Annotated in this window: 19 protein-coding genes; 5 read left to right on the top strand and 14 right to left on the bottom strand. The window is 50.3% G+C overall.

Features of this window, described 5'->3' with window-relative positions:
* Positions 1-228 precede the first annotated feature (228 nt).
* Positions 229-846: a c-type cytochrome gene (locus tag BZG75_RS13735; protein ID WP_077461683.1), complete on the bottom strand. Its 618-nt coding sequence runs from the start codon at positions 844-846 to the stop codon at positions 229-231.
* Between the two features lie 149 nt (positions 847-995).
* Between BZG75_RS13735 and yihA the strand changes: the two genes are divergently transcribed.
* Positions 996-1640 carry a ribosome biogenesis GTP-binding protein YihA/YsxC gene (gene yihA, locus BZG75_RS13740; RefSeq protein ID WP_077577287.1) on the top strand — a complete coding sequence of 215 codons (645 nt, stop codon included), beginning with the start codon at positions 996-998 and terminating at the stop codon, positions 1638-1640.
* 333 nt (positions 1641-1973) lie between these two features.
* Here yihA and BZG75_RS15705 read toward each other — a convergent pair whose 3' ends face one another.
* Together BZG75_RS15705 and polA are read right to left on the bottom strand one after the other, a co-directional pair.
* Positions 1974-2021, bottom strand: coding sequence for a hypothetical protein (locus BZG75_RS15705; RefSeq protein WP_438616993.1), 48 nt, complete (start codon positions 2019-2021; stop codon positions 1974-1976).
* Positions 2022-2220: 199 nt separating this feature from the next.
* Positions 2221-4971 carry a DNA polymerase I gene (polA, locus tag BZG75_RS13745; RefSeq protein WP_077461684.1) on the bottom strand — a complete coding sequence of 917 codons (2751 nt, stop codon included), beginning with the start codon at positions 4969-4971 and terminating at the stop codon, positions 2221-2223.
* A gap of 455 nt (positions 4972-5426) precedes the next feature.
* Here polA and elbB point away from each other — a divergent pair, with 455 nt between their 5' ends.
* Positions 5427-6077 carry an isoprenoid biosynthesis glyoxalase ElbB gene (gene elbB / locus BZG75_RS13750; protein ID WP_021022594.1) on the top strand — a complete coding sequence of 217 codons (651 nt, stop codon included), beginning with the start codon at positions 5427-5429 and terminating at the stop codon, positions 6075-6077.
* 642 nt (positions 6078-6719) lie between these two features.
* Here the strand turns inward: elbB and BZG75_RS13755 are convergent.
* From BZG75_RS13755 to recQ, 3 genes are all read right to left on the bottom strand, one after another.
* Positions 6720-7388 carry a 7-cyano-7-deazaguanine/7-aminomethyl-7-deazaguanine transporter gene (locus BZG75_RS13755; RefSeq protein WP_077577288.1) on the bottom strand — a complete coding sequence of 223 codons (669 nt, stop codon included), beginning with the start codon at positions 7386-7388 and terminating at the stop codon, positions 6720-6722.
* Between the two features lie 112 nt (positions 7389-7500).
* Positions 7501-7803: a DUF3630 family protein gene (locus BZG75_RS13760; RefSeq protein WP_077577289.1), complete on the bottom strand. Its 303-nt coding sequence runs from the start codon at positions 7801-7803 to the stop codon at positions 7501-7503.
* On the bottom strand, positions 7790-9637 hold the full coding sequence (gene recQ, locus BZG75_RS13765) for an ATP-dependent DNA helicase RecQ (protein WP_108742930.1): 1848 nt from the start codon (positions 9635-9637) through the stop codon (positions 7790-7792). The genes BZG75_RS13760 and recQ overlap by 14 nt, the downstream gene beginning before the upstream one ends.
* A 261-nt stretch (positions 9638-9898) precedes the next feature.
* Here recQ and rarD point away from each other — a divergent pair, with 261 nt between their 5' ends.
* Together rarD and BZG75_RS13775 are read left to right on the top strand one after the other, a co-directional pair.
* Entirely contained in the window at positions 9899-10774 is an 876-nt protein-coding gene (gene rarD, locus BZG75_RS13770; RefSeq protein ID WP_443216203.1) for an EamA family transporter RarD, read from the top strand.
* Positions 10771-11415 carry a LysE family translocator gene (locus BZG75_RS13775; RefSeq protein ID WP_021022154.1) on the top strand — a complete coding sequence of 215 codons (645 nt, stop codon included), beginning with the start codon at positions 10771-10773 and terminating at the stop codon, positions 11413-11415. The genes rarD and BZG75_RS13775 overlap by 4 nt, the downstream gene beginning before the upstream one ends.
* A gap of 96 nt (positions 11416-11511) precedes the next feature.
* Here the strand turns inward: BZG75_RS13775 and uvrD are convergent, their stop codons facing one another.
* The 7 genes from uvrD to lptM all read right to left on the bottom strand — a co-directional run bounded on the left by uvrD (position 11512) and on the right by lptM (position 18486).
* The gene (gene uvrD / locus BZG75_RS13780; RefSeq protein ID WP_077577291.1) at positions 11512-13692 is read right to left on the bottom strand and encodes a DNA helicase II; all 2181 of its coding nucleotides are present in this window, start codon (positions 13690-13692) and stop codon (positions 11512-11514) included.
* Positions 13693-13880: 188 nt separating this feature from the next.
* Entirely contained in the window at positions 13881-14609 is a 729-nt protein-coding gene (locus BZG75_RS13785) for an HAD-IA family hydrolase (RefSeq protein WP_158009994.1), read from the bottom strand.
* A gap of 1 nt (position 14610) precedes the next feature.
* On the bottom strand, positions 14611-15573 hold the full coding sequence (xerC, locus tag BZG75_RS13790; RefSeq protein WP_021022157.1) for a tyrosine recombinase XerC: 963 nt from the start codon (positions 15571-15573) through the stop codon (positions 14611-14613).
* Positions 15570-16262 (bottom strand): DUF484 family protein, encoded by a 693-nt coding sequence (locus BZG75_RS13795; RefSeq protein WP_077577293.1) that lies wholly within the window; start codon positions 16260-16262, stop codon positions 15570-15572. The genes xerC and BZG75_RS13795 overlap by 4 nt, the downstream gene beginning before the upstream one ends.
* On the bottom strand, positions 16259-17089 hold the full coding sequence (dapF, locus tag BZG75_RS13800; RefSeq protein WP_077461692.1) for a diaminopimelate epimerase: 831 nt from the start codon (positions 17087-17089) through the stop codon (positions 16259-16261). The genes BZG75_RS13795 and dapF overlap by 4 nt, the downstream gene beginning before the upstream one ends.
* A gap of 8 nt (positions 17090-17097) precedes the next feature.
* Positions 17098-18351, bottom strand: coding sequence for a diaminopimelate decarboxylase (lysA, locus tag BZG75_RS13805; protein WP_077461693.1), 1254 nt, complete (start codon positions 18349-18351; stop codon positions 17098-17100).
* A 24-nt stretch (positions 18352-18375) separates the two neighbouring features.
* Positions 18376-18486, bottom strand: coding sequence for an LPS translocon maturation chaperone LptM (lptM, locus tag BZG75_RS15595; RefSeq protein ID WP_241824095.1), 111 nt, complete (start codon positions 18484-18486; stop codon positions 18376-18378).
* Positions 18487-18563: 77 nt separating this feature from the next.
* On the opposite strand from lptM, the gene cyaY reads away from it, so the two are divergent.
* On the top strand, positions 18564-18875 hold the full coding sequence (gene cyaY, locus BZG75_RS13810; RefSeq protein ID WP_021022161.1) for an iron donor protein CyaY: 312 nt from the start codon (positions 18564-18566) through the stop codon (positions 18873-18875).
* Positions 18876-18930: 55 nt separating this feature from the next.
* On the opposite strand, the gene BZG75_RS13815 is transcribed toward cyaY, so the two are convergent.
* Positions 18931-21516, bottom strand: a complete 2586-nt coding sequence (locus tag BZG75_RS13815; protein WP_077461694.1) for a class I adenylate cyclase — start codon at positions 21514-21516, stop codon at positions 18931-18933.
* Between the last annotated feature and the right edge of the window lie 14 nt (positions 21517-21530).

Here is a 21530-nt window from a genome sequence, read left to right on the forward strand (position 1 = left end):
CATTAAGTGATTGAATATATAGTATTTTTTATTTTATCTTTCAATCGATATCGCGATTTTCTCGCCGTAAAATAGCAAATATCTTACACCCGATAACGCACTTGTCGTTATCAGCGCTAACACCATGCAAGCAAATCGCAAAGCAGTGATAAGAAGAGGAAGAGGAAGAGGAAGGAAACAAAAAGCGGCTGCGTTATTCACAACCGCTTTTGCTGTCACGCTCGGTAATTAATGCAGACCACCGAGATAGCTCGACAGCGCATCAATTTCCTCGTCAGTGAGCTTGGCAGCCACCGATCGCATCATGTTATTCATATCATTATGACGTTCCTCTGCACGGAACATCTTCAACTGACTCGCCAAGTAGTTTGCGGGCTGGCCAGAAATTTTCGGGAAACCAGAAGAGGGGGTGCCATTACCGCGTGGACCGTGACAAGCGACACACGCCGCAATGCCTCGCTCTGCATCGCCCGCCATGTAGAGTTGGCGGCCAATTTCAACCGCGCCTTCGGGGGTTGTGCCAGGCTTGGGCGTGAGCGTTGCGTAATAAGCAGCCAGGTCAGCCATGTCCTGCTCCGATAAAGGAGCCACCATGCCAGCCATCACCGCGTTGTATCGCCCTTGCTCACCGCCGCTTTGCGCGCCAAGCTTAAATTCCTTCAACTGCTTTTCAATGTAGTTGGCGTGCTGACCCGCCAAGTTTGGGTAATCAGGCAAAACACTGTTACCGTCAGCACCGTGACAGGCGGCACAGGTATTGGATTTGGCTTTGCCCGCTTCAGCATCTCCTTGGGCCCAGACTGAAGTGCTGGCCAGGAGAGTCAATATTAGCGCTAATTTCTTCATGACATTCCGTTTATAATTATCAAGCTTCCAGTACCACTACTTAGTTACCGTCATGGTACAATTACCGATCAAAAACCGAGCACGGTTATTTTACACAAATTCACACAAAAGTAATCAGTCTACTACACCAAGACGAGACGGAGTTAACAGTGGAGCAATCACTTAATTACCGTAACACCCAGTTTGTTACTAGCGCACCAGACATCCACCATCTTCCTGATAATACAGGAATCGAAATCGCTTTTGCTGGCCGCTCAAACGCCGGTAAATCTAGCTCCCTTAACCGTCTATGTGACCAAAAGAGCCTAGCGAAAACCAGTAAAACCCCCGGTCGGACACAATTGATTAACCTATTTAAGGTGGACGAGGGTTGCCATATTGTCGACCTCCCTGGCTATGGTTATGCCCAAGTCCCTCTAGAAATGAAAGAGAAATGGCAGCGATCGCTGGGAGAATATTTACAAAAACGTGATCAACTTGGCGGATTAGTGGTGTTGATGGACATTCGCCACCCGATGAAAGACTTGGATCAGCAGCTGATTTATTGGGCCGTTGAGTCAAAATTGCCCGTTTTAGTGTTACTGACCAAAGCGGACAAGCTTAAAACCGGTGCACGTAAACAGCAATTAATGAAGATTCGAGAAGCGTCGCTGGCATTTTGCGGCGATGTCGAGGTCGAATTGTATTCGTCACTCAAGGGCATTGGCGTGGATAAATTACGTCAAAAACTGGATGCCTGGTATCACACCACGCCGCCATTGCTTGCCGAAGAGCAACCACTGCCTAGCGAGTAATCGCCTTTTATCGGCGTAAGGGAGGCACAACGTCTTCCCTCACGGATCTGGCGCTAAAAGACGAAAGCTAAAAAAAAGCCGACCCTCATCGAGGGTCGGCGAATCTTTGTGCGTGCGTGATCTGAATCAGACCCTGTAAACACATAAAGAACAAGAAGCTGTGCGTATTATAACCAGGTTTCCCAGCAAAATTAAAGTAATTGCTCTAATTTTTTGGAATACAGGATCAACACAGCTGAAAATAGTTAAAAAGGCAGTGGCAGGGCTGCTCGCGTCGCGGCATATCAACCAATAAAAAAAGCCCCAGTCAGTATCCTGACTGGGGCTGCTGAATCAGCCAAATCCAATAACGTGAAACAAAAGGTCTGAAAGATAGAACATCTTACCTCTGTACCCTACGCTGATAACTGTATATCAATCACCCAGCCTTGAAAAGTATATTACGTAATTTTTTTTCATAAAAATATACAAAAAAGAACGAAAACCACCATAGATCAGTTGGATACTAAACAAAAAAAAAGCCGAATTCGCATTCGGCTCTTTATACTAAAAGGTCGATATATAGATAAAAACCGTAAACTTAGTGGGCTTCTCCCCAGTTATCGCCAAATCCTGCCTCAGCGATTAAGGGCACATCAAGTACAGCCGCCGACTCCATCAATTTTCGTACTTGGCTTTCAACTTTGGACATAGATGACGTTTTTACTTCCAACACCAGCTCATCGTGAACTTGCATCACCAGACGCGCGTCATCCGCGGCGTTGGCCTGAATCCACTGATCAACCAATATCATTGCACGCTTAATAATATCGGCGGCGGTACCTTGCATCGGCGCGTTGATAGCCGCACGTTCGGCTCCTTTGCGACGCATGCCATTGCGTGATTTTATTTCAGGTAAGTACAAACGACGGCCAAAGATAGTCTCCACATAACCTTTTTCTGCGGCTTGCTCACGGGTGCTATCCATATATGCTCTCACGCCTGGATAACGATCGAAGTAGGTGTCCATGTAGGTTTGCGCTTCATGGCGACCAATACCAAGCTGGCGTGAGAGGCCAAAGGCACTCATACCATAAATCAAACCAAAGTTGATCGCTTTGGCGCGGCGACGCTGCTCACTGGTGACCTCATCAAGACTCACCCCCATCACTTCCGCCGCCGTGGCCGCGTGAATATCTTTGCCCTCACGGAACGCTTCTAACAAGGCTTTATCACCGGATAGGTGCGCCATAATCCGCAATTCGATCTGCGAGTAATCCACCGCTAAAATCGTATGATCCGGTTCCGCGGTGAAGGCTTCACGAATACGGCGACCCTGCTCGTTCCGAATCGGGATATTCTGTAAGTTTGGATCGGTTGACGATAAACGCCCAGTGGCTGTGACCGCTTGATGATACGAGGTATGCACGCGGCCCGTTTGTGCATTGATCATGCGTGGCAGTTTATCCGTGTAGGTTGATTTGAGTTTCGCAAGGCCACGATACTCCAAGATACGCGCAGGCAACGGGTAATCGAGCGAGAGCTCTTGCAGCACTTCTTCATTGGTCGACGGGCTACCTGACGGGGTTTTCTTGACCACAGGCAGACCCATTTTCTCAAATAAAATCGCCTGTAATTGCTTCGGCGAGCTTAAGTTAAACTCTTCGCCGGCAATCTCAAAGGCTTCACGCTCAAGTTCAATCAAACGGGTATGCAGCGCTTCTGATTGCGTCGCCAACTTGTCTTTGTCAATTAACACACCATGACGTTCCATGCGCGATAGCACACTGACTAATGGCATTTCATAAAACTCAAAAATGGTTTTTAACTTTTCGTCACTGGTGACTCGTCCAATCAAATACTGATGTAACCGTAGCGTAATGTCAGCATCTTCCGCGGCATAAGGTGCCGCTTGCTCAAGGGGGACTTGGTTAAAGGTCAGTTGTTTTTTGCCTTTCCCGGCAATGTCTTCGAAACTAATGCAGGTGTGCTGCAAGTAGCGCTCAGCGAGGCTGTCCATGTCATGGCGTCCCGCGACACTGTTGTACACGTACGACTCCAGCATGGTGTCGTAGGCTATCCCTTTTAAGGTGATTCCGTGACGCGCAAAAACACTGGCATCATACTTTAGATTTTGGCCGACTTTCGCCGCTGAGGGATCTTCCAGCCAAGGACGCAATACAGTGATCACATCTTCCAGCGATAGCTGCTCAGGCGCTTCGAGGTAATCATGGGCCACCGGTACATAAGCCGCTTCGCCTGGCGCGACCGCAAATGAAATACCAACCAGATTGGCTTCCATATAGTTAAGGCTATCGGTTTCCGTATCCACCGCCACCACGTCAGCTTGACGAATTTTCTCTAACCATGTTTCCAGTGACTCGCGCGTGAGTACGGTTTGATAATGATCACGATCGATACTGACTGCCTGCGATAAAGGCTCATCAGAGGTTGATTCCTCTGGCGCATCTCCCTCGTCGAGCTCTTTTAGCCAACGACGGAACTGTAAATCGCGGTACATGGCTACCAAAGTATCATTATCAGGTGCTTGCTTAATCAATTGTTGCGGGGTGAAATCAAGCGCCACATCTAATTTGATAGTAGCCAACTGATAGGAAAGATAGGCGCCCTCTTTATTGTCCGTTAGCTTTTTTGCCATGCTCTTGGCGCCGCGGAAGCTCAGCTCAGCAATTTTATCCAGATTGGCGTAGATATCATCCAAGCCGCCGAGGTTGGCAATCAACGCCGTCGCAGTTTTATCGCCCACCCCCGGCACGCCAGGAATGTTATCGACTTTATCCCCCATCAGCGCGAGATAATCAATAATATGCTCAGGACCAAAGCCATACTTATCACGCACCGCATCCGGGTCCATCACCACATTAGTCATGGTGTTGATTAAGGTGACATGCTCGTCCACTAATTGAGCCATATCTTTGTCGCCGGTGCTGATCAGTACCGGCATTCCGGCTTGTGAGGCCTGAGTGGCCAGTGTGCCGATAACGTCATCGGCTTCGACCCCCTCTACCGCAAGTAAAGGCAACCCCATTGCTTTAATAATCTTATGCAGGGGGGCTATTTGCCCACGTAAATCATCTGGCATCGGTGGACGATTCGCTTTGTACTGTTCGTACATGTCATCGCGGAACGTCTTCCCTTTGGCATCAAAAATCACCGCGACATGAGAATGCGGGTATTGGCGCAATAAACTGCGCAGCATATTCACCACACCATAGACCGCACCCGTCGGCTCACCTTCACTATTGGTGAGGCTGGGTGACGCATGGTAAGCCCGGTAAAGATAAGAGGATCCATCCACCAGGATGAGGGGGTTATCGGGAAGAGTTGCCATATCAGTATCTTGATTGCCAGTTAAACACGTTAGTCGTTAAGCATGCCACGAGTCGTGACCCCTGTTAACCATGGTTTTTCCCATCGCGTCGTCTATCTGTGGATAACTTTGTTGGTAAATATTTTATAGGGTTTTTGGCTTGTCTAAATAGAGAAGAAAAATAAATTTTTAACCTTTAATAATCAAACAGATAAATAAAAACAAAGGATCCTGATCTTGATCGAACAAGGATCTTGTGGTGTGGAAAAAGAAATCGCTATGGGTCTCAAGGTTGCAGAGAAAGTCATCATAAACTGCGGAGATAATCACCAATTTCATTGCCGAAGTTCGCTAAGCTTTCGCCTAACCCAGTACCAATGCGACACTGATAAACGTAGCCTATATTAGCGTCGTTGATCGTTGTGCATTGCCCACACTGATTGCGATATTTTTAATCTCGATACAAGGAGAGCGTGATGAAAAAGGTGGCTGTGATCTTATCTGGCTGCGGCGTGTTTGACGGCGCAGAGATCCAAGAGACCGTATTATCGCTGCTAGCACTAGAACAAAACGATGCGCAATGGCAGTGTTTCGCACCAGATATCGATCAGCACCATGTGATCGATCATCGTACTGGTGAGCCGATGAACGAAACGCGCAATGTGCTCACCGAAGCCAGCCGTATTGTTCGTGGTGAGATTCTTCCGCTTACCGATTTAAACGTCGATGACTTCGACGCCTTACTGGTCCCCGGTGGCTTTGGTGCAGCCAAGAACTTGTCAGACTTTGCTTACAATGGCGATCCGGTGCAGGTACACCAAGATATGTTTGCGGTTTGCCAAGCTTTTATGCGTGCAGAAAAGCCCGCCGGTTATATGTGTATCGCGCCAATCATGATCCCGCAGATCTATCCAAAAGGTGTAAAAGGCACCATTGGCAATGAACCTGATATCGCTGCCGCCTTTAATCGTATGGGGGGTGAACATATTGACTGCCCAGTATCGGATTATGTGCTGGATCAGCGCCATCATCTGCTATCCACACCGGCCTATATGCTAGCAACGTCTGTTTCGGACGCAGCTAGTGGTATCAATCGGATGGTGAAAAAACTGGTTGAGCTCGCCTAAGCAAATAATAACGGGAAAAAGAAAGACAAAAAGAAAAAAGCGACGCCGAAGTGGGCGTCGCTGTAACAAGTGAGCGCAAAAACAAAGCTGTCTAGTAACAGTTTGCTGGCCCCAATACACTGGAAGCAATGTGAGCAATGTCGTGCCTTCAACGCCTAGCTTGTGGGCTTTGCCCTGAAGACAAGTTAACAATAACCATTCTCATTACCATTTTCAACACTTAGTTGATAATCTTTTTCATTTATTGATCTTGTGCTCAGACTCATTCGCTGTCATCAAACTGTTATTGCACCCACAGCCATCACGCCAACACTCCTGGTTCGAAAAGCCAGCGCCCAAAAAGAAAAAAGCGACATCCCGAAAGATGTCGCCTAGCAAAAAACGGACTAACTTAATCACTGTTTGATAAGCGCCCCGCTAATACACTGGAAGCAATGTGAGCAATGTCGTGCCTTCAGGAACGTCGTGTCATGTCCCTGAGTGCAAGTTAATAATAACCATTCTCATTATCGTTAATCAAGAAGAAAATACGTTTATTTTTTATTCGCTGTACATTTATTGATCTGCTTCTCAAAATAAAGCCGGTAATCGGTAAGCTGACATAAAAAAGAGCCGCGATGCGACCCTTTTTTCTGCTGCTGATTAGGACGTTTGCTGCACCGTCGCCGACGGCGTCACCTGTGTGATTCGTCGAATAATCAGGTTGAGCAACACCCCATACATAGGAATAAACAGCCCCAAACTAATAATCAGCTTAAAGGCGTAGTCGACCAGGGCAATCTCAACCCAGTGCTCCGCCATAAAGGTATCTTGGCTTTGATAGAACGCAATCGCAAAAAAGGCGAGCGTGTCTGAGGCATTACCAAACAAGGTAGAACAACTCGGCGCCACCCACCATTGGCGCTGTTGGCGTAAGCGATTGAACACATGAATATCTAAAATCTGACCCAGCAGATAGGCCATAAAGCTGGCAATCGCAATCCGAGCCACCGTGAGATTAAACGTGCTCAGTTCCGCGAATCCTTGGTAACTGCCCTGATAAAACAAGACGGATAACACATAGGAAATCAGCAAAGCTGGCATCATCACGAATAAAATGATGCGACGCGCTAATCCAGGGCCATAAATTCTGACAGTCAGATCGGTAGCCAAGAAAATAAACGGAAAGGTAAACGCTCCCCAGGTGGTGTGGAAACCCCAAACGGTAAAAGGGATCTGCACCAAGTAATTACTGGAGGCAATAATGATAAGATGGAATATCACGAGGTAACTCAGCGCTTTACGCTGCTGAGCGAGAGAAAAGTGGCTCATAGTGCACCTTTTTGTTATTGGGGGCGAGGGAACCCAAAATACTTAGCTACCTATCAACAGGCAGCGCGAGGTGGCGAATTATACAGCAATCAATCGGCGGTGCCAGTGTAATTTAAAGAGGCGGATGACGTATCCACCAGCGCCGCAAGAAGGCTATCACTTCATCACCATCACTCTCCAATGGCTCCAACCATACGCTCTGGGTGTAATGGGCCGCTTTGAGCATCAGACGCGTGCCTTCAAAGTCAATTAGCCAGGTCATCATGTCGGCGTCTTGCTGACTTTCCAGTACTTGAGCTTGTAACACGTCAAGCAATGGCTGACAGATAACCTCGGCATTATCCGCATCCAGCTGTGGCTGAGAAAATGCCAAGGCACAGTCTGATTCAATCAAAGACCAATTACTCGGTACCATAACCGTACTCACTGATGCCAAGGTGATCGTCAATTAAATCTAAAAACGCATCGCCGAATTTTTCCAGTTTGCGCTGGCCGACGCCACTGACCGCCAACAGCTCAGCGTGTGAGGAAGGCAGCATCTCGGCCATTTCCATCAAGCTGGCATCGTTAAACACCACATACGGTGGAATATCTTCCTCATCGGCAATCGCTTTACGTAACTTACGCAACTTGGCAAATAGCTTTTTGTCGTAATGGCGCTGACTCAGCTTATTGGCTTTGGTGCGTGGGCTGAGGCCGATACGTGGTACCGCCAATTCAAGCGCCATTTCGCTACGCAATAGTGGCCGCGCTTGTTCAGTCAACTGCAACACCGAGCTGCGGGCAATGTTTTGCACCAGATAACCGCGGTGGATCAATTGGCGAATAATGCTCACCCAGTATTCATGACTCCACTCTCGCCCGATGCCATAGGTCGATAGCTTGTCGTGACCATGATCTTTAATGCGCTGATTTTGCATTCCGCGCAGCACTTCAACCACATACCCGACCCCGAAGCTTTGGTTGACACGGTACACGCACGACAGCGCTTTTTGTGCTTGTTCGGTGCCATCAAAATGGGTGGGCGGGTCGAGACAAATATCACAGTTGCCACACGGGGTTTGGCGGTTCTCACCAAAGTAGTTCAGGAGCACTAAACGGCGACAGGTTTGCGCTTCGGCAAACGCGCCCATCGCAGTCAATTTATGGCTTTCGACCTGCTTTTGTGGCCCCTCGGGCTTTTCTTCCAAACAGCGATGAAGCCACCCCATATCTGAGGGGTCATACAGCAACACCGCTTCAGCCGGTAGTCCGTCTCGTCCGGCACGGCCGGTTTCTTGATAGTAAGACTCAATATTGCGCGGCACATCGTAATGCACCACAAAGCGAACATTGGGCTTATTAATCCCCATGCCAAATGCCACGGTTGCCACCACAATATTGACATCATCACGTTGGAACGCCTCTTGCACCGACCCGCGCGCCTCTGTGGTCATGCCGGCATGGTAAGCAGCGGCGAGCATATTGTTGTCGCACAGTTTTTGCGCGACCTGCTCTACTCGCTTGCGACTATTGCAATACACAATGCCTGACTGACCGCGTAGGCCAGTTAAAAAATGCACCAATTGCGCTAAGGGTTTATGCTTTTCTAATAGCGTGTAACGAATATTCGGGCGATCAAAGCTGCCCAGATGCACCAGCGGATCGTTCAGGGTAAGGCGAGATAGAATGTCCTCGCGCGTGGTGGCATCCGCGGTCGCCGTCAGCGCCATCACCGGCACATCGGGGAAATGCTGTTTCAGCTGACCCAAAGAGGCATATTCGCGGCGAAAGTCATGCCCCCACTGGGAAATACAGTGCGCTTCATCCACCGCCACTAATCCAAGTTGCCAATCACTTAAGCGATGAAGAAAATCACGGCCCAGGGCACGCTCAGGCGACACGTACAGCAGTTTCACCTCGCCATGGTTTAAGGCGCGCAACGTCTCCGCTTGCGCCTCGGGGGTCATCGCCGAGTTTAAGCACGCCGCGGCGACCCCATTGGCATTGAGCTGATCGACCTGATCTTTCATCAACGAGATCAAAGGCGAAATCACCACGGTCAAACCAGTACGTACCAACGCAGGGATCTGATAGCACAGTGATTTCCCGCCTCCGGTTGGCATAATCACCAAGGCATCACGGCCAGCAATCGCTGCGTCAATCACCGCTTGCTGACCCTCGCGAAATTGATGATAACCAAACACCGCTTTGAGTACCTGGTGGGCAGTACTCGTGGCAGGGTCAATGGTAGCGGCGTCGGTCGCCATTGGTGTATCGACATGAGCGGGGGTGGCGGACATAATCAAGCTCGTTACTCAAACTGGCGCTCATTCTACCGACACCCTCTGACTGATGAAACCCTGAGCACTAAGAAAGGTGCTTGCGCCAGTGCTTACAACTTGTTACATCTAGTCAACATGCATGAATACGCGTTCATTCCTTATCGATACCCATAACGAGAAAGCACCGTGATTCCAGATCCGAAACGCGCCCGCCAAGGCGTGCTATTAGCCCTTGCAGCTTACATTATGTGGGGAATTGCCCCTATATACTTTAAAACGGTCAACCATATTCCGGCGCCAGAAATCTTGTCGCATCGGATTATTTGGTCGTTTGTCTTTTTGGCATTGCTGCTGTTTTTTACCCGTCGTTTTTATCAGCTTAAACCGATTATCCGCGAGCCGAAAAAGCTGTTGATGTTGATGCTCACCTCTTGCTTTATTGGCTGTAATTGGCTGATTTTTATCTGGGCGATTGTTAATAACCGCATGCTGGATGCCAGCCTTGGCTACTACATTAATCCACTGGTGAACGTGGCACTGGGGATGATCTTTCTTGGTGAGCGTTTTCGCCGTCTACAGTGGCTTGCCGCCGCGCTGGCGTTGGTGGGGGTATTGGTACAATTGATTACCTTTGGCTCACTGCCTTGGATAGCCCTGGTGCTGGCCACCAGCTTTGCGATTTACGGCTTACTGCGCAAAAAAATCAACTTACCGGCAGTGCCGGGTCTGTTTGTGGAAACCTGCACACTCTTGCCCGTTGCGCTGATTTATCTATGGCAGTTTGCCGATACACCTAGCTCTAACCTGCTCGATAATCCCATCAGTCTAAATATGCTACTGGCCGCTGCCGGCTTGATCACCACGATACCTTTGTTGTGTTTTACCGGTGCCGCGACCCGCCTACCTTTGACGGTATTGGGGTTTTTCCAATACATCGGCCCAAGCTTAATGTTTTTACTCGCCGTCGGCTTATATGACGAACCTTTCACCCTCGACAAGGCCACGACGTTCGGCTTTATTTGGGCCGCCTTGGCGATATTTAGCGTTGATGCCTATCAGAACAAACGACATCAAGTCACCAACATTAAACGTGCCGCGTTATCAACAGGAAAACCAGAATGAACGAGCTGACTATTCTCGCCACGCTAGCGGGGGTACATATGATTGCGCTGCTCAGCCCCGGGCCCGACTTTGCCTTGGTGCTCCAAAATGCGACCCGTTATGGCCGTGCCACTGGCTTAGCGATTGCGCTAGGGTTATCGCTCAGTATTTTGGCGCACACAATACTGAGCATTACCGGCATCAGTCTGTTGGTGCATCAGCACCCGCAACTGTTTATGTGGGTACAGGTGGCGGGGGGCAGTGTACTGATGTATTTAGGCCTTAGCGCAATCAAAGGCTTACTCGCCGCTACCACAGCGCCAGTGCAAACTGCCAATGATGCGCCTGCGGTACGCGGCCAAAAACAGGCCTTTTGGAAAGGGGTGCTGACCAACCTTTTTAACCCGAAAGCCTTGGTGTTTTTTATTTCGTTGATGAGTACCTTGGTACCGGCCAGCATGTCTGCCAGTGGCAAAGCCATGGCGGTGGCGGTGGTGTTTCTGCTTTCATTAGGGTGGTTTTCTTCGCTCGCCTGGCTGCTATCAGGCAGTCGCGTACAGCAAGTGCTCACCAAAGTCGCCCCAGTTATCGATGGCCTGTGTGCGTTGTTGTTTTTGCTGCTAGGTGGCGCGGTCGTGTGGCAAGCCGGCGTATTCGGCTAACGCCGCGGCTGCAAAAATGCAGGCGATGGAGCAAATACCAATACGCCCAGCCGAGGCTGGGCGTATGTTACGTTTTCTAGCGTTAAGCAGCGGGGATTAAAGCGCTTCCAGTTTGGCGTACTGAGTTACCAACCACTTAATCCCTTCCCCATTAAAGGCGACTTGCACGCGGCTTTGTCCGCCACTGCCTTCAAAGTTGATGATGGTGCCTTCACCAAATTTAGGGTGTTGCACCCGCTGACCCAAACTAAACCCGGTTTGGTTAAAGTTCTCCTGAGTCTGCGTTTTGGAAAAACGACCACCGCTTGCAGCAGGGCGTGAGACATTGGCACGCATCCGCACTTCTTCCAAGCAGGCCTCGGGCAGCTCGCGTATAAAGCGCGAGATCTTATGGAACATGTCTTTGCCGTACACACGGCGCATTTCTGCATAGGTAAGATAGAGTTTTTCCATCGCTCGCGTCATGCCGACATAGCAAAGGCGACGCTCTTCTTCTAGGCGACCCGCTTCTTCGGCTGACATCTGGCTGGGGAACATGCCCTCTTCCACCCCGACCATAAAGACTAAGGGGAACTCGAGACCTTTGGCACTGTGCAAGGTCATCAATTGGACCGCGTCATCAAACTCGTCCGCTTGACCTTCACCGGCCTCGAGGGCGGCGTGGGCCAAGAATGCCGACAGCGGTGTCATCCCTTCCGCTTCCGCCTCTTCGGGTGGCGTAAATTGGCGCGTGGCCGTCACCAACTCTTCCAAGTTATCAACGCGTGCTTGCGCTTTTTCACCTTTTTCTTGCTCGTACATGGCGCGCAAGCCGGAATGACGGATCACGGCATCGGTTTGTTGATACAGTGCCATGTCACGGGTGTCATCTTCTAGCGCATTGACCAGCTCGATAAACCGGCCCAATGCATTGGCCGCACGCCCTGCCAGCGCTTTTTCGGCCAAGATTTGCTCGGCAGTGTGCCATAAGGTTTGGCCACGATCGCGCGCCGCACCACGAAGCGTCTCAAGAGTGCGATCACCAATCCCTCGAGTGGGCGTGTTTACCACCCGCTCAAACGCCGCATCGTCATTGCGATTCGCCATCAAACGTAAATACGCCAATGCATCTTTGATTTCCTGACGCTCAAAAAAGCGCATGCCGCCGTAGATACGATAAGGCAAACCGGCTTGAATTAAGGCTTCTTCCAGCACCCGGGATTGGGCGTTGTTGCGGTATAAAATGGCGCTGTCACTCAGTGCGCCCCCTTCGTCTTGCCAGGTTTTAATTTTCCCGACGACAAAGCGCGCTTCATCTAGCTCATTAAACCCGGCATACACCGAAATAGGCTCGCCCTCTTTGCCCTCGGTCCACAGGCTTTTGCCCATCCGGTCGGCGTTGTTTTCAATCAGGGTGTTCGCCGCTTGCAAAATCGTACTGGTCGAGCGGTAGTTTTGCTCCAAACGGATAGTCTGCGGGGTGGTGAAATCGTCCAGAAAACGCTGAATATTTTCGACTTTCGCGCCACGCCAGCCGTAAATGGATTGGTCGTCATCGCCGACAATCATCACTCTAGCCTGTTGACCGGCCATCATGCGTAGCCACGCATATTGGATGTTGTTGGTATCTTGGAACTCATCCACCAAAATGTGCTGGAAACGTGCTTGGTAATGATCACGGATCACCGCTTTATCGCGCAATAACTCTAAGGTTCGCAGCAAGATCTCGGCAAAATCGACCAAACCGGCGCGATCACAGGCTTCTTGATACGCCTGATAAATCCGTAGCCAAGTGCTTTCAACCGGATCATGGCGGGTATCAATGTGCTTGGGACGCAAGCCTTCATCTTTTTTGCCATTGATGTACCAACTCGCTTGCTTGGCGGGCCAGTGTTTTTCATCCAAGTTTTGCGCTTTAATTAACCGGCGTAGCAAGCGCTGCTGGTCATCTGAATCAAGAATTTGGAAGTCTTGTGGCAGGTTGGCGTCCAAATAGTGGGCACGGAGAATACGATGGCAAATACCGTGGAAGGTACCACACCACATGCCCGAGGCCGTGCCTTGCATCAATTGCTCAATACGGCCACGCATTTCGGCTGCCGCTTTGTTGGTGAAGGTCACCGCCATCACCGAGAACGGCGACGCCTCTTCCACCCGCATTAGCCAAGCCATACGATGAACCAGCACCCGTGTTTTACCACTACCGGCCCCGGCAAGCACTAAATGGTTGCCAAGCGGCGCGGCTACGGCGTCACGCTGTTTGTCGTTGAGTCCGTCAAGAAGAGTTGATACGTCCATCGCCACCTGCCATTTTACTGGGTATTTATACACTGGTTGGCGATTATACCAGCTCAGCGCTAAATTGCGCGCCCGATAACGATCAGCGCTTCAACCGAGTGAATGGTGGAAATATCAGTACTATGAGTAATATCTGAGCTATGAGTAATACCGGTAGTATGCGTAATATCGCATAGCAGTATCGCGGCCTAACGGTGCCACTGCTGAATTAAGCTATCGAGCTCAGATAAATCATCGATCGCCACATCCGGCAAGGTGCGCCCTTTGTGCATCATGGGTGATTGCCGCTCTGGGCGAATCCAGCATGCTTGCATGCCCGCTTGACGCGCGCCGGCAACATCCGAGCTTAAATGATCGCCGACATGTAGAATGCGCGCTGGGGCGAGGCCCAAGGCCTGCGCGGCTTGAGCAAACATCTCAGGGCTTGGCTTGGCCGCGCCGTGTTCACCGGCACGGAAAATATGCTGGAAAAACGGCGTCATTCCAATCGCATCGGTGTCGACGTTGCCATTGGTGATCGCCACCAATGGCAACGTCTCGGACCACGCTTTTAAGTAAGCCAAACTTTGTGCCGGCGGAGTAAAATCACTACGATAACCGCAGAAGAAGGTCGTGGCCGCTTGGGCTTGGACGCGCGCTTGCTCGGCCGTGAAGCCAACATGCTCACCGGCAAGCGTCAGCTGGGCAACCCGCATCGTGGTCACATCAAAGCGTTGTGCTGGGTTCTGGTCGCGCGCTTGGCGACGAAAACCCGCCATCGTCACATTATCAAGCGCGGCAATTGGCGGACAATGCTCGCGCAAGTAGTCAGTTAACGCCGCCTCGGCGCGTGCGATCACCGGCCAGTTATCGTACAAGGTGTCATCCAAGTCAAAACTCACCGCATCAAACGCCTGTAAGCGACGATAAAATTTCATATCACGACTCCGAGTTCGGTTTTTTATCTGGACCTGATTTGCGCGCTCTGGGATGCGCGGCATCGTACACTTTCGCCAAGTGTTGAAAATCTAAGTGGGTATAAATTTGTGTGGTGCTCAAATCGGCATGGCCGAGCAGCTCTTGCACTGCACGCAGATCCCCCGAAGATTCCAACATATGGGTGGCAAAACTGTGGCGCAATTTATGGGGATTAATATGACTATTGACCGACTGCTTTTGCCCCCACTCTGCCATGCGTTTTTGCACGCTCCGATGCGAGATACGCTGGCCGAGCTTAGAAATAAACAGCGCGTCTTCTGGGCCTTTGAGGAGCTGATTACGTACTTTGAGCCAGTTCATCACCCAGGTTTTTGCCATGCCGGAAAAAGGCACAATGCGCTCTTTTTCTCCTTTACCGATGACACGTAAATCCCCTTTGCGTACTGAGACATCACGGACGTTAAGATCCACCAGCTCGGCCAAACGTAGCCCCGCGCCATACATCAGTTCCATCATCGCCCGATCACGCACCGACAAAGGATCGTCTTCGTCCACTTCAAGCAGCTGATGCATTTCATCCACATCCAAATTTTTCGGGAGATGACGGCCTTGTTTCGGCGCCGAGACCCCTTTGGCAGGATTGGCGGCAAGCTGTTCGTCTTGCACCAGATAGTCAAAAAAGCTACGCAGCGCGGACAAACGTAAAGCAATACTGCCCGGTTTCAGCCCATCACGTTTGGCTTGGCTCGAAATTTGTCGCACCCAGTCAGCATCAACATCGGTCCAGTGAGCGATGCCGCGCGCGGTCAGAAAGTCGACAATTTTATCTAACTGGCGCTGATAATTACGCTGGGTATGCGCACTGAGACCACGCTCGCTCAGCTGATATTGATAAAAACGGTCCAAAGGCACCGTCAGTGAGCGCGGTGCGCTGGCAGGTTCGCGAGGTGTCTCGTCGGTCACTGGCTCTCACCTTTTTGCGCCCACTGGCTGCATAAAATGGCTAAATGCGAAGCCAGCTGCTCAAGAAACAGCGTATCCATATCCGGCTGGAAGTGCCCGCCATCTGCACTGGCAAAGCTCAGTAGTCCCCACTCTTTGCCCTCACCTTTAATTGGCACCAAGGCAAATGACCCCAGTTCAGGTGGCTGTGCCATCACCACTTCGGCATCGACTCGGCGCAAACGGCCCAAATAGCAACGGCGGCCAGCAAAGTGATGGTTTTTCAGTTGATCCACCGCTTGACGAGGAATGGCCGTCATCCCCGCAATATCGTGATAAACACAGACACTGACGTTGAGCTGTAATTGCGCACTGAGCGTCTGTAATATTTTTTGCACGTCGTGCGGCTGATTCGTGCGAAGTAGTGCTTGATGCGTCTCAGCAAACGCACGAAATAAGCGATCGTTTTTGGCACCGAGACTCATCAGCTGGGTAATGTCTTCTTCTAACTCTGCGACGCGCTCACGCAAGCGCTTGAGCTGAATTTCGACTAAGGAGACTGCCCCTTGTTCAGCGTGCGGGATGGTTAACCGCGCCAGCAAATCACGCTGACGCAGAAAAAAGTCCGGATTATCAGTTAAATACTCGGCTACCGCTTCCTCGCTCAACGGCATGGTTTCCAATGTGGTGGCGTCTATCCCGTGATTCATAATTGCAATTGTCCATCATATACATGTGTTGCAGGCCCGGTCATCGATAAAGGCTGGCCCGGACCACGCCAGAGAATCCGTAAATCCCCACCCGGTAGCGTGACGGTGACTTGCTCATCCAACAACCCTTGATCGATCCCTACCGCTACCGCGGCACAAGCGCCACTGCCGCAAGCTTGAGTCTCTCCGGCGCCGCGCTCATACACCCGAAGCTTAATCGCATTACGAGAAAGAATCTGCATAAAGCCGGCATTCACACGCTCGGGAAAACGCTCATGATTTTCGAGTAGCGGCCCCAGCGTCTCGACATCCGCCGTATCAATATCATCGACCACTGTGACGACATGTGGATTTCCCATACTCACGGCCCCGACAAATAAAGTCTGTTCCGCTACGCGCATCAAATAGGTCTTTTCTTGTGAATTAGCCCGAAACGGGATCTTGCCCGGCGTGAAAATAGGCTCGCCCATATTCACCCGCACCTGGTTGTCGTTCTCAATATGTAGCCGCATTTTTCCCGCTTGGGTGCTGACATTAACTTGATATTTATTAGTGAGCCCTTTCATGCGCACAAAACGGGCAAAACAACGCGCGCCATTGCCACATTGGGCAACTTCAGACGCATCAGGATTAAAAATCCGATAGTGAAAGTCGGTTTCCGGATCATAAGGCGGCTCCACCACCAGTAGTTGATCAAAGCCGATACCCCGATGACGATCGGCTAAACGCCGGATAAGATCCGGGGAGAAAAACGCATTTTGTGTAACACAGTCAACCACCATAAAGTCGTTGCCCAGTCCGTGCATTTTTGCAAACTGTATCTGCATGCCAATCCTTATTCTGGTAGGCGCTTTTCAAGTTGCCACAGTGACGCCAAGCTTTCACGCTCACGCACTAAGTATGCGTGTTCACCGTCGACAACGATTTCGGCAGGACGACAGCGCGAATTATAGTTAGAGGCCATCACAAAGCCATACGCACCCGCTGAACGCACCGCCAACAAATCATCTGGAGCTAATACTAGCGAGCGATTCTTACCTAAATAATCTCCGGTTTCGCACACCGGACCCACTAAATCGTAGGTTTTGGGCTCTCCTTGACGCGGCACCACCGGAATAATTTCTTGGTAAGCTTGATACAAGGAAGGACGAATTAAGTCGTTCATACCGGCATCAATAATGGCAAAATTCTTATGTTCGCTGTGTTTAAGAAATTCCACCTTGGTAAGCAAGACGCCGGCATTAGCAGCAATGGCACGGCCTGGCTCAAAAATCAGCTCAAGATGGCGATGCTTATCCAAACGCGCCAGCAACGCTTTGGCATATTCCGAAGGCTGCGGTGGTTTTTCATCACTGTAGGTCACCCCGAGGCCGCCACCAACATCAAGGTGGCGAATCTGAATGCCTTCTTGCGCCAAAGTATCAATTAAGGCCAACAGGCGGTCTGTGGACTCAATAAAGGGGGTCAGATCCGTTAGCTGCGAACCGATATGGCAATCAATACCTTCCACCTTCAGATGGGGCAAACTGGCAGCATAGCGAAAACTATTTAGCGCTTCCCCGAAAGCAATGCCAAATTTGTTTTCTTTGAGGCCCGTGGAAATATAAGGGTGCGTATTGGCATCAACATCCGGATTAATGCGCAGAGAGATTGGCGCCTCGACACCCAGTTCGCCCGCCACTTGGTTTAAGCGGTCAAGCTCAGAGTGTGATTCGACATTGAAACATTTTATCCCCACTTCCAGCGCTCGCCGCATTTCAACCGCCGTTTTACCCACACCTGAAAATACGACCTTCGCCGGATCGCCGCCTGCAACCAAGACGCGCTCCAATTCACCTTGCGACACAATATCAAAACCCGATCCTTGCCGTGCCAGAATATCTAATACGCCAATATTTGAGTTCGCTTTCACGGCATAGCATACAAGATGTGGATGATCGCCCACAGCACAATCAAAAGCATGCCAATGGCGCTCCAAGGTCGCGCGCGAGTACACATACAATGGCGTGCCGTAATCGTTGGCAAGCTGAGCCAATGGCAATGATTCGGCCCATAGCTGGCCGTCGTCCTGATAATTAAAGTAATCCAAGGTGTTCGTCCCTGTTGTCGTGGGTTATTGATTTTGCGTCGGTTGTTCGTCCGGATAATACAGGGGCCCTTGTTGGCCACAGCCGGTCAGTGTCATGATGCCTGTGAGTATCAATAAAATGACGAGTTTTCGCATAGTGAATGCCAGTGATTATCGAGTCAATGCCCTCTATAATCGCATCACAACCATGAAAAGCAATAGGATATAACGGGATGAATACAACGGAATATCATCAGCTAGTCGATTTGCAAATGCAGGCCATCGAAGAAGGTATCGATGACTCAGGCGCCGACATCGATTATGAGAGTGTCGGCAATGTGATGACACTCGAATTTGACGATGGCAGCCAGATCATCATTAACCGTCAAGAGCCGATGCAAGAAATTTGGGTCGCGTCAAAAGGTGGCGGTTTTCATTTCGCGTTAAAAGAGGGCGAGTGGACGTGCAGCAAGACCGGCTTAATCTTAATGGATTTAGTCCAACAAGAGTGCAGCAGGCATGCTGGAGAGCCGGTATCTTGGTGATCTGAAGCAGGCGCTAACAATGCCCAGAGAGCGTACTAAAAAGCCGCTCTCTGGGTTATTTAAATGACGCCACTTGTCCACTAAAGCCATCGTGAGGTGGTTGGCGAGGCGGCTGCCATTGTGTATCGCACTTAAAAGGTAACGCCTGTGGCTCACCGCGATCATCGGTGACAATCTGATAAAACTGCGGCAAGTTAAAGTTAATAAAATTAGCACTGTAGCTATAACGGTCGTGAGAGGAGGTATAAAAACGGTTCACGCCCTGTACCATCTCTGTTTTATCACCACTGCACTGGCGGTACACTTCAACGCGATTGCTCTCATCAAGAATATAAAGATTGTAGCCATTGGCGCAGTCTTCAAAGAAAAACTGCACCAAGCCTTCACTGGCGTAGGCATCGACGACCGCGGGTGGGTGCACATCTTGCGGATTATCCACCACCATCACCGGCGTGCCATTCACTTTATTCGTGGAAATGCAGCGATAAAAATCGACCGAATTTTCTAAACGTTGCACGGACACGCCACGACGTTCAAAGAACAAGCCGTGCGTTTGCGATCCGATACGCAACGCTTTGAATCGACGACGTTTTTCTTTTTCAACCGGTTTTAGCCTAAGTTCAATGCATTCCGCCACCAGTTGGTAGACCAAGTTGCGGATCAGGCCGCGCATTTTACTCGAATAGCAGAACACATCGACCGATTCAGGTGGCACCGCATCTTGGTGCATTTTTCCTAACATGGTTTTCAGCGCTTCAAGAATCGCATCATCACCGCGATAGTTGAGTGTCCGGACCTCATTCCACGAGTTGCGATAGACCAAATCAACACTGCCCACCAGGCAGGTTTGCTCGGGGCCATAGCTAAAGATATCGCTATTTTTAAAATCAAACCGCATCGATGGTTTTTTATACGCCGACGTCGGGTCTTGCTCTAAGTTAATAAACAAGGCGAGCTGACGAATTTCACAGGGGCTTGATAACGCGTCCAAGGTTGGGCGTGGCGGCCGCAGAGAGAAGGTGTTGCGAATGTCACTGACCAATTGATACAGGGTATCAATATCAACGTCTGCATCACGTACTACGGTGTGCAAATGCGTCGACTCGGTCAGTAAACCATTAAAAAACGCCCAAGCGATCAGCTTAGACAGATAGCTGTTATGCTCCAGTGGCGCACGACCGATGATGTCAACCGGATCCAGGGAATGTTTATATAAATACCATCCCGGTCGATTCGTTCGCCCTTCGGGCACTTGAATCAAGGTCAGGTTTGGCTCGTGCAGATCCGGTGAAATCTGCGGATTCAGCAAGGTCACTTTACCCGGTAGCTCTTCAAACGCGGCATAAAGCTTACGCGCTAACGTACTAATATCTTGCGGGCTGATCGCCGAGGTGATGTCATTGCGGCGCGCAAAGCGAATCAAATTACGATAGCTTTGCATTAACGCATCAAGCAGCTCGTTGTGTGCGTACTGCACTTCCTCAACTTTCCAGTGACGGCGGTTATCCAGATACGTCAACGCCTGCTCGTCCCAGCCCCACTCATGAGCCAATAGACGCAGCACGTCACGCCGCCATGCCACTGAGCCGGTCGACGGTGACTGCGTTAATTTTTCATGGGTTTTGAGATAAAAACAGCGACGGACAAGGTCTAAGCGGCGGGCGTCGCCAATTGACTCGAGGTAGCGCGTCACTTTTTCCAACATCAGGTAATACGCATCGGACTGGTATACATCAACCCAGCCGGCATAAAAGCGGCGCTTACCATCAACACTTAGTAGTTGGGTGCCAGGGTACTGCCACGAGTACGCTTCAAGTAATATCGCTTTGAGTACCGATTTATACGGTGAATCGATACTTTTATAAAGCTGCCACAAGCTCGAGCCGAAGTATTCTTCCGCCGGGATGGTCGGCAGGCCACCAAAATCGACCCAATCACGTCGGTCAAGACCATGGTCTGCCACCAAGGTATCGACATAGTCGTCGTAACAGTCTTCCATTTCTGGCGGGACCATGTACCAAAGCAGCTTTTGCCCCGCAACACGCATTGACGAACGATAAAATTCATCAAGCAACAAAAAGTGCTGACTGGTACCACAGTTATCACTGGTCATGGTTTGGCTGAGGTGATGGCGGAACCGCCCTTCACACACTAAAAAGAAGTTGGCTTCAACCCCTTGGTTTAGCGCCCATTCGGAAATCGCCATGCACTTGGCATCGAGTTTATCACGCTGGGCGGTGGTGACGGCAGCATCAATGCATACCCAGATATCCAGATCACTGGTGAGGCTTTGTCCCATCGAGCCGGTACTGCCCATGGTATACATGCCTTTAATCGGATGACGACGACGTTCATCAACGCATGCAGTTAAAGAGGAGAAGCGCGTCTTTGAGTGGATCAGGCAGTCAGAGACAAACTCACGTTGTGTCTCGTCAAGCTGATAATCAGCGATACCAAAAGGCACACTGTCGCCACAAAACCCGGGCAATGCGGGGTGGTTGAGATGTAAAAGCACTGGCAGCACATCAAAAATGGCTTGAGCTTGACGACTCATTGCTGACCGCGCGCGATCCATTCTCACGCGGTTAAACGCCTCTATGCGCTCAGTTTGCTGTTGTACGTATGTTTGCAAGGCAATCATCCAGATTCGTTGAC

This window comes from Salinivibrio sp. AR640 (assembly GCF_001995405.1).
Lineage (GTDB): Bacteria > Pseudomonadota > Gammaproteobacteria > Enterobacterales > Vibrionaceae > Salinivibrio > Salinivibrio costicola.

Excerpts from the sequence above, each read along its gene's own strand:
- BZG75_RS13735 (WP_077461683.1), bottom strand. The coding sequence starts at position 846 with ATGAAGAAATTAGCGCTAATATTGACTCTCCTGGCCAGCACTTCAGTC.
- polA (WP_077461684.1), bottom strand. The coding sequence starts at position 4,971 with ATGGCAACTCTTCCCGATAACCCCCTCATCCTGGTGGATGGATCCTCT.
- elbB (WP_021022594.1), top strand. The coding sequence starts at position 5,427 with ATGAAAAAGGTGGCTGTGATCTTATCTGGCTGCGGCGTGTTTGACGGC.
- BZG75_RS13755 (WP_077577288.1), bottom strand. The coding sequence starts at position 7,388 with ATGAGCCACTTTTCTCTCGCTCAGCAGCGTAAAGCGCTGAGTTACCTC.
- BZG75_RS13760 (WP_077577289.1), bottom strand. The coding sequence starts at position 7,803 with ATGGTACCGAGTAATTGGTCTTTGATTGAATCAGACTGTGCCTTGGCA.
- recQ (WP_108742930.1), bottom strand. The coding sequence starts at position 9,637 with ATGGCGACCGACGCCGCTACCATTGACCCTGCCACGAGTACTGCCCAC.
- rarD (WP_443216203.1), top strand. The coding sequence starts at position 9,899 with ATGTGGGGAATTGCCCCTATATACTTTAAAACGGTCAACCATATTCCG.
- BZG75_RS13775 (WP_021022154.1), top strand. The coding sequence starts at position 10,771 with ATGAACGAGCTGACTATTCTCGCCACGCTAGCGGGGGTACATATGATT.
- uvrD (WP_077577291.1), bottom strand. The coding sequence starts at position 13,692 with ATGGACGTATCAACTCTTCTTGACGGACTCAACGACAAACAGCGTGAC.
- BZG75_RS13785 (WP_158009994.1), bottom strand. The coding sequence starts at position 14,609 with ATGAAATTTTATCGTCGCTTACAGGCGTTTGATGCGGTGAGTTTTGAC.
- BZG75_RS13795 (WP_077577293.1), bottom strand. The coding sequence starts at position 16,262 with ATGAATCACGGGATAGACGCCACCACATTGGAAACCATGCCGTTGAGC.
- dapF (WP_077461692.1), bottom strand. The coding sequence starts at position 17,089 with ATGCAGATACAGTTTGCAAAAATGCACGGACTGGGCAACGACTTTATG.
- lptM (WP_241824095.1), bottom strand. The coding sequence starts at position 18,486 with ATGCGAAAACTCGTCATTTTATTGATACTCACAGGCATCATGACACTG.
- cyaY (WP_021022161.1), top strand. The coding sequence starts at position 18,564 with ATGAATACAACGGAATATCATCAGCTAGTCGATTTGCAAATGCAGGCC.
- BZG75_RS13815 (WP_077461694.1), bottom strand. The coding sequence starts at position 21,516 with ATGATTGCCTTGCAAACATACGTACAACAGCAAACTGAGCGCATAGAG.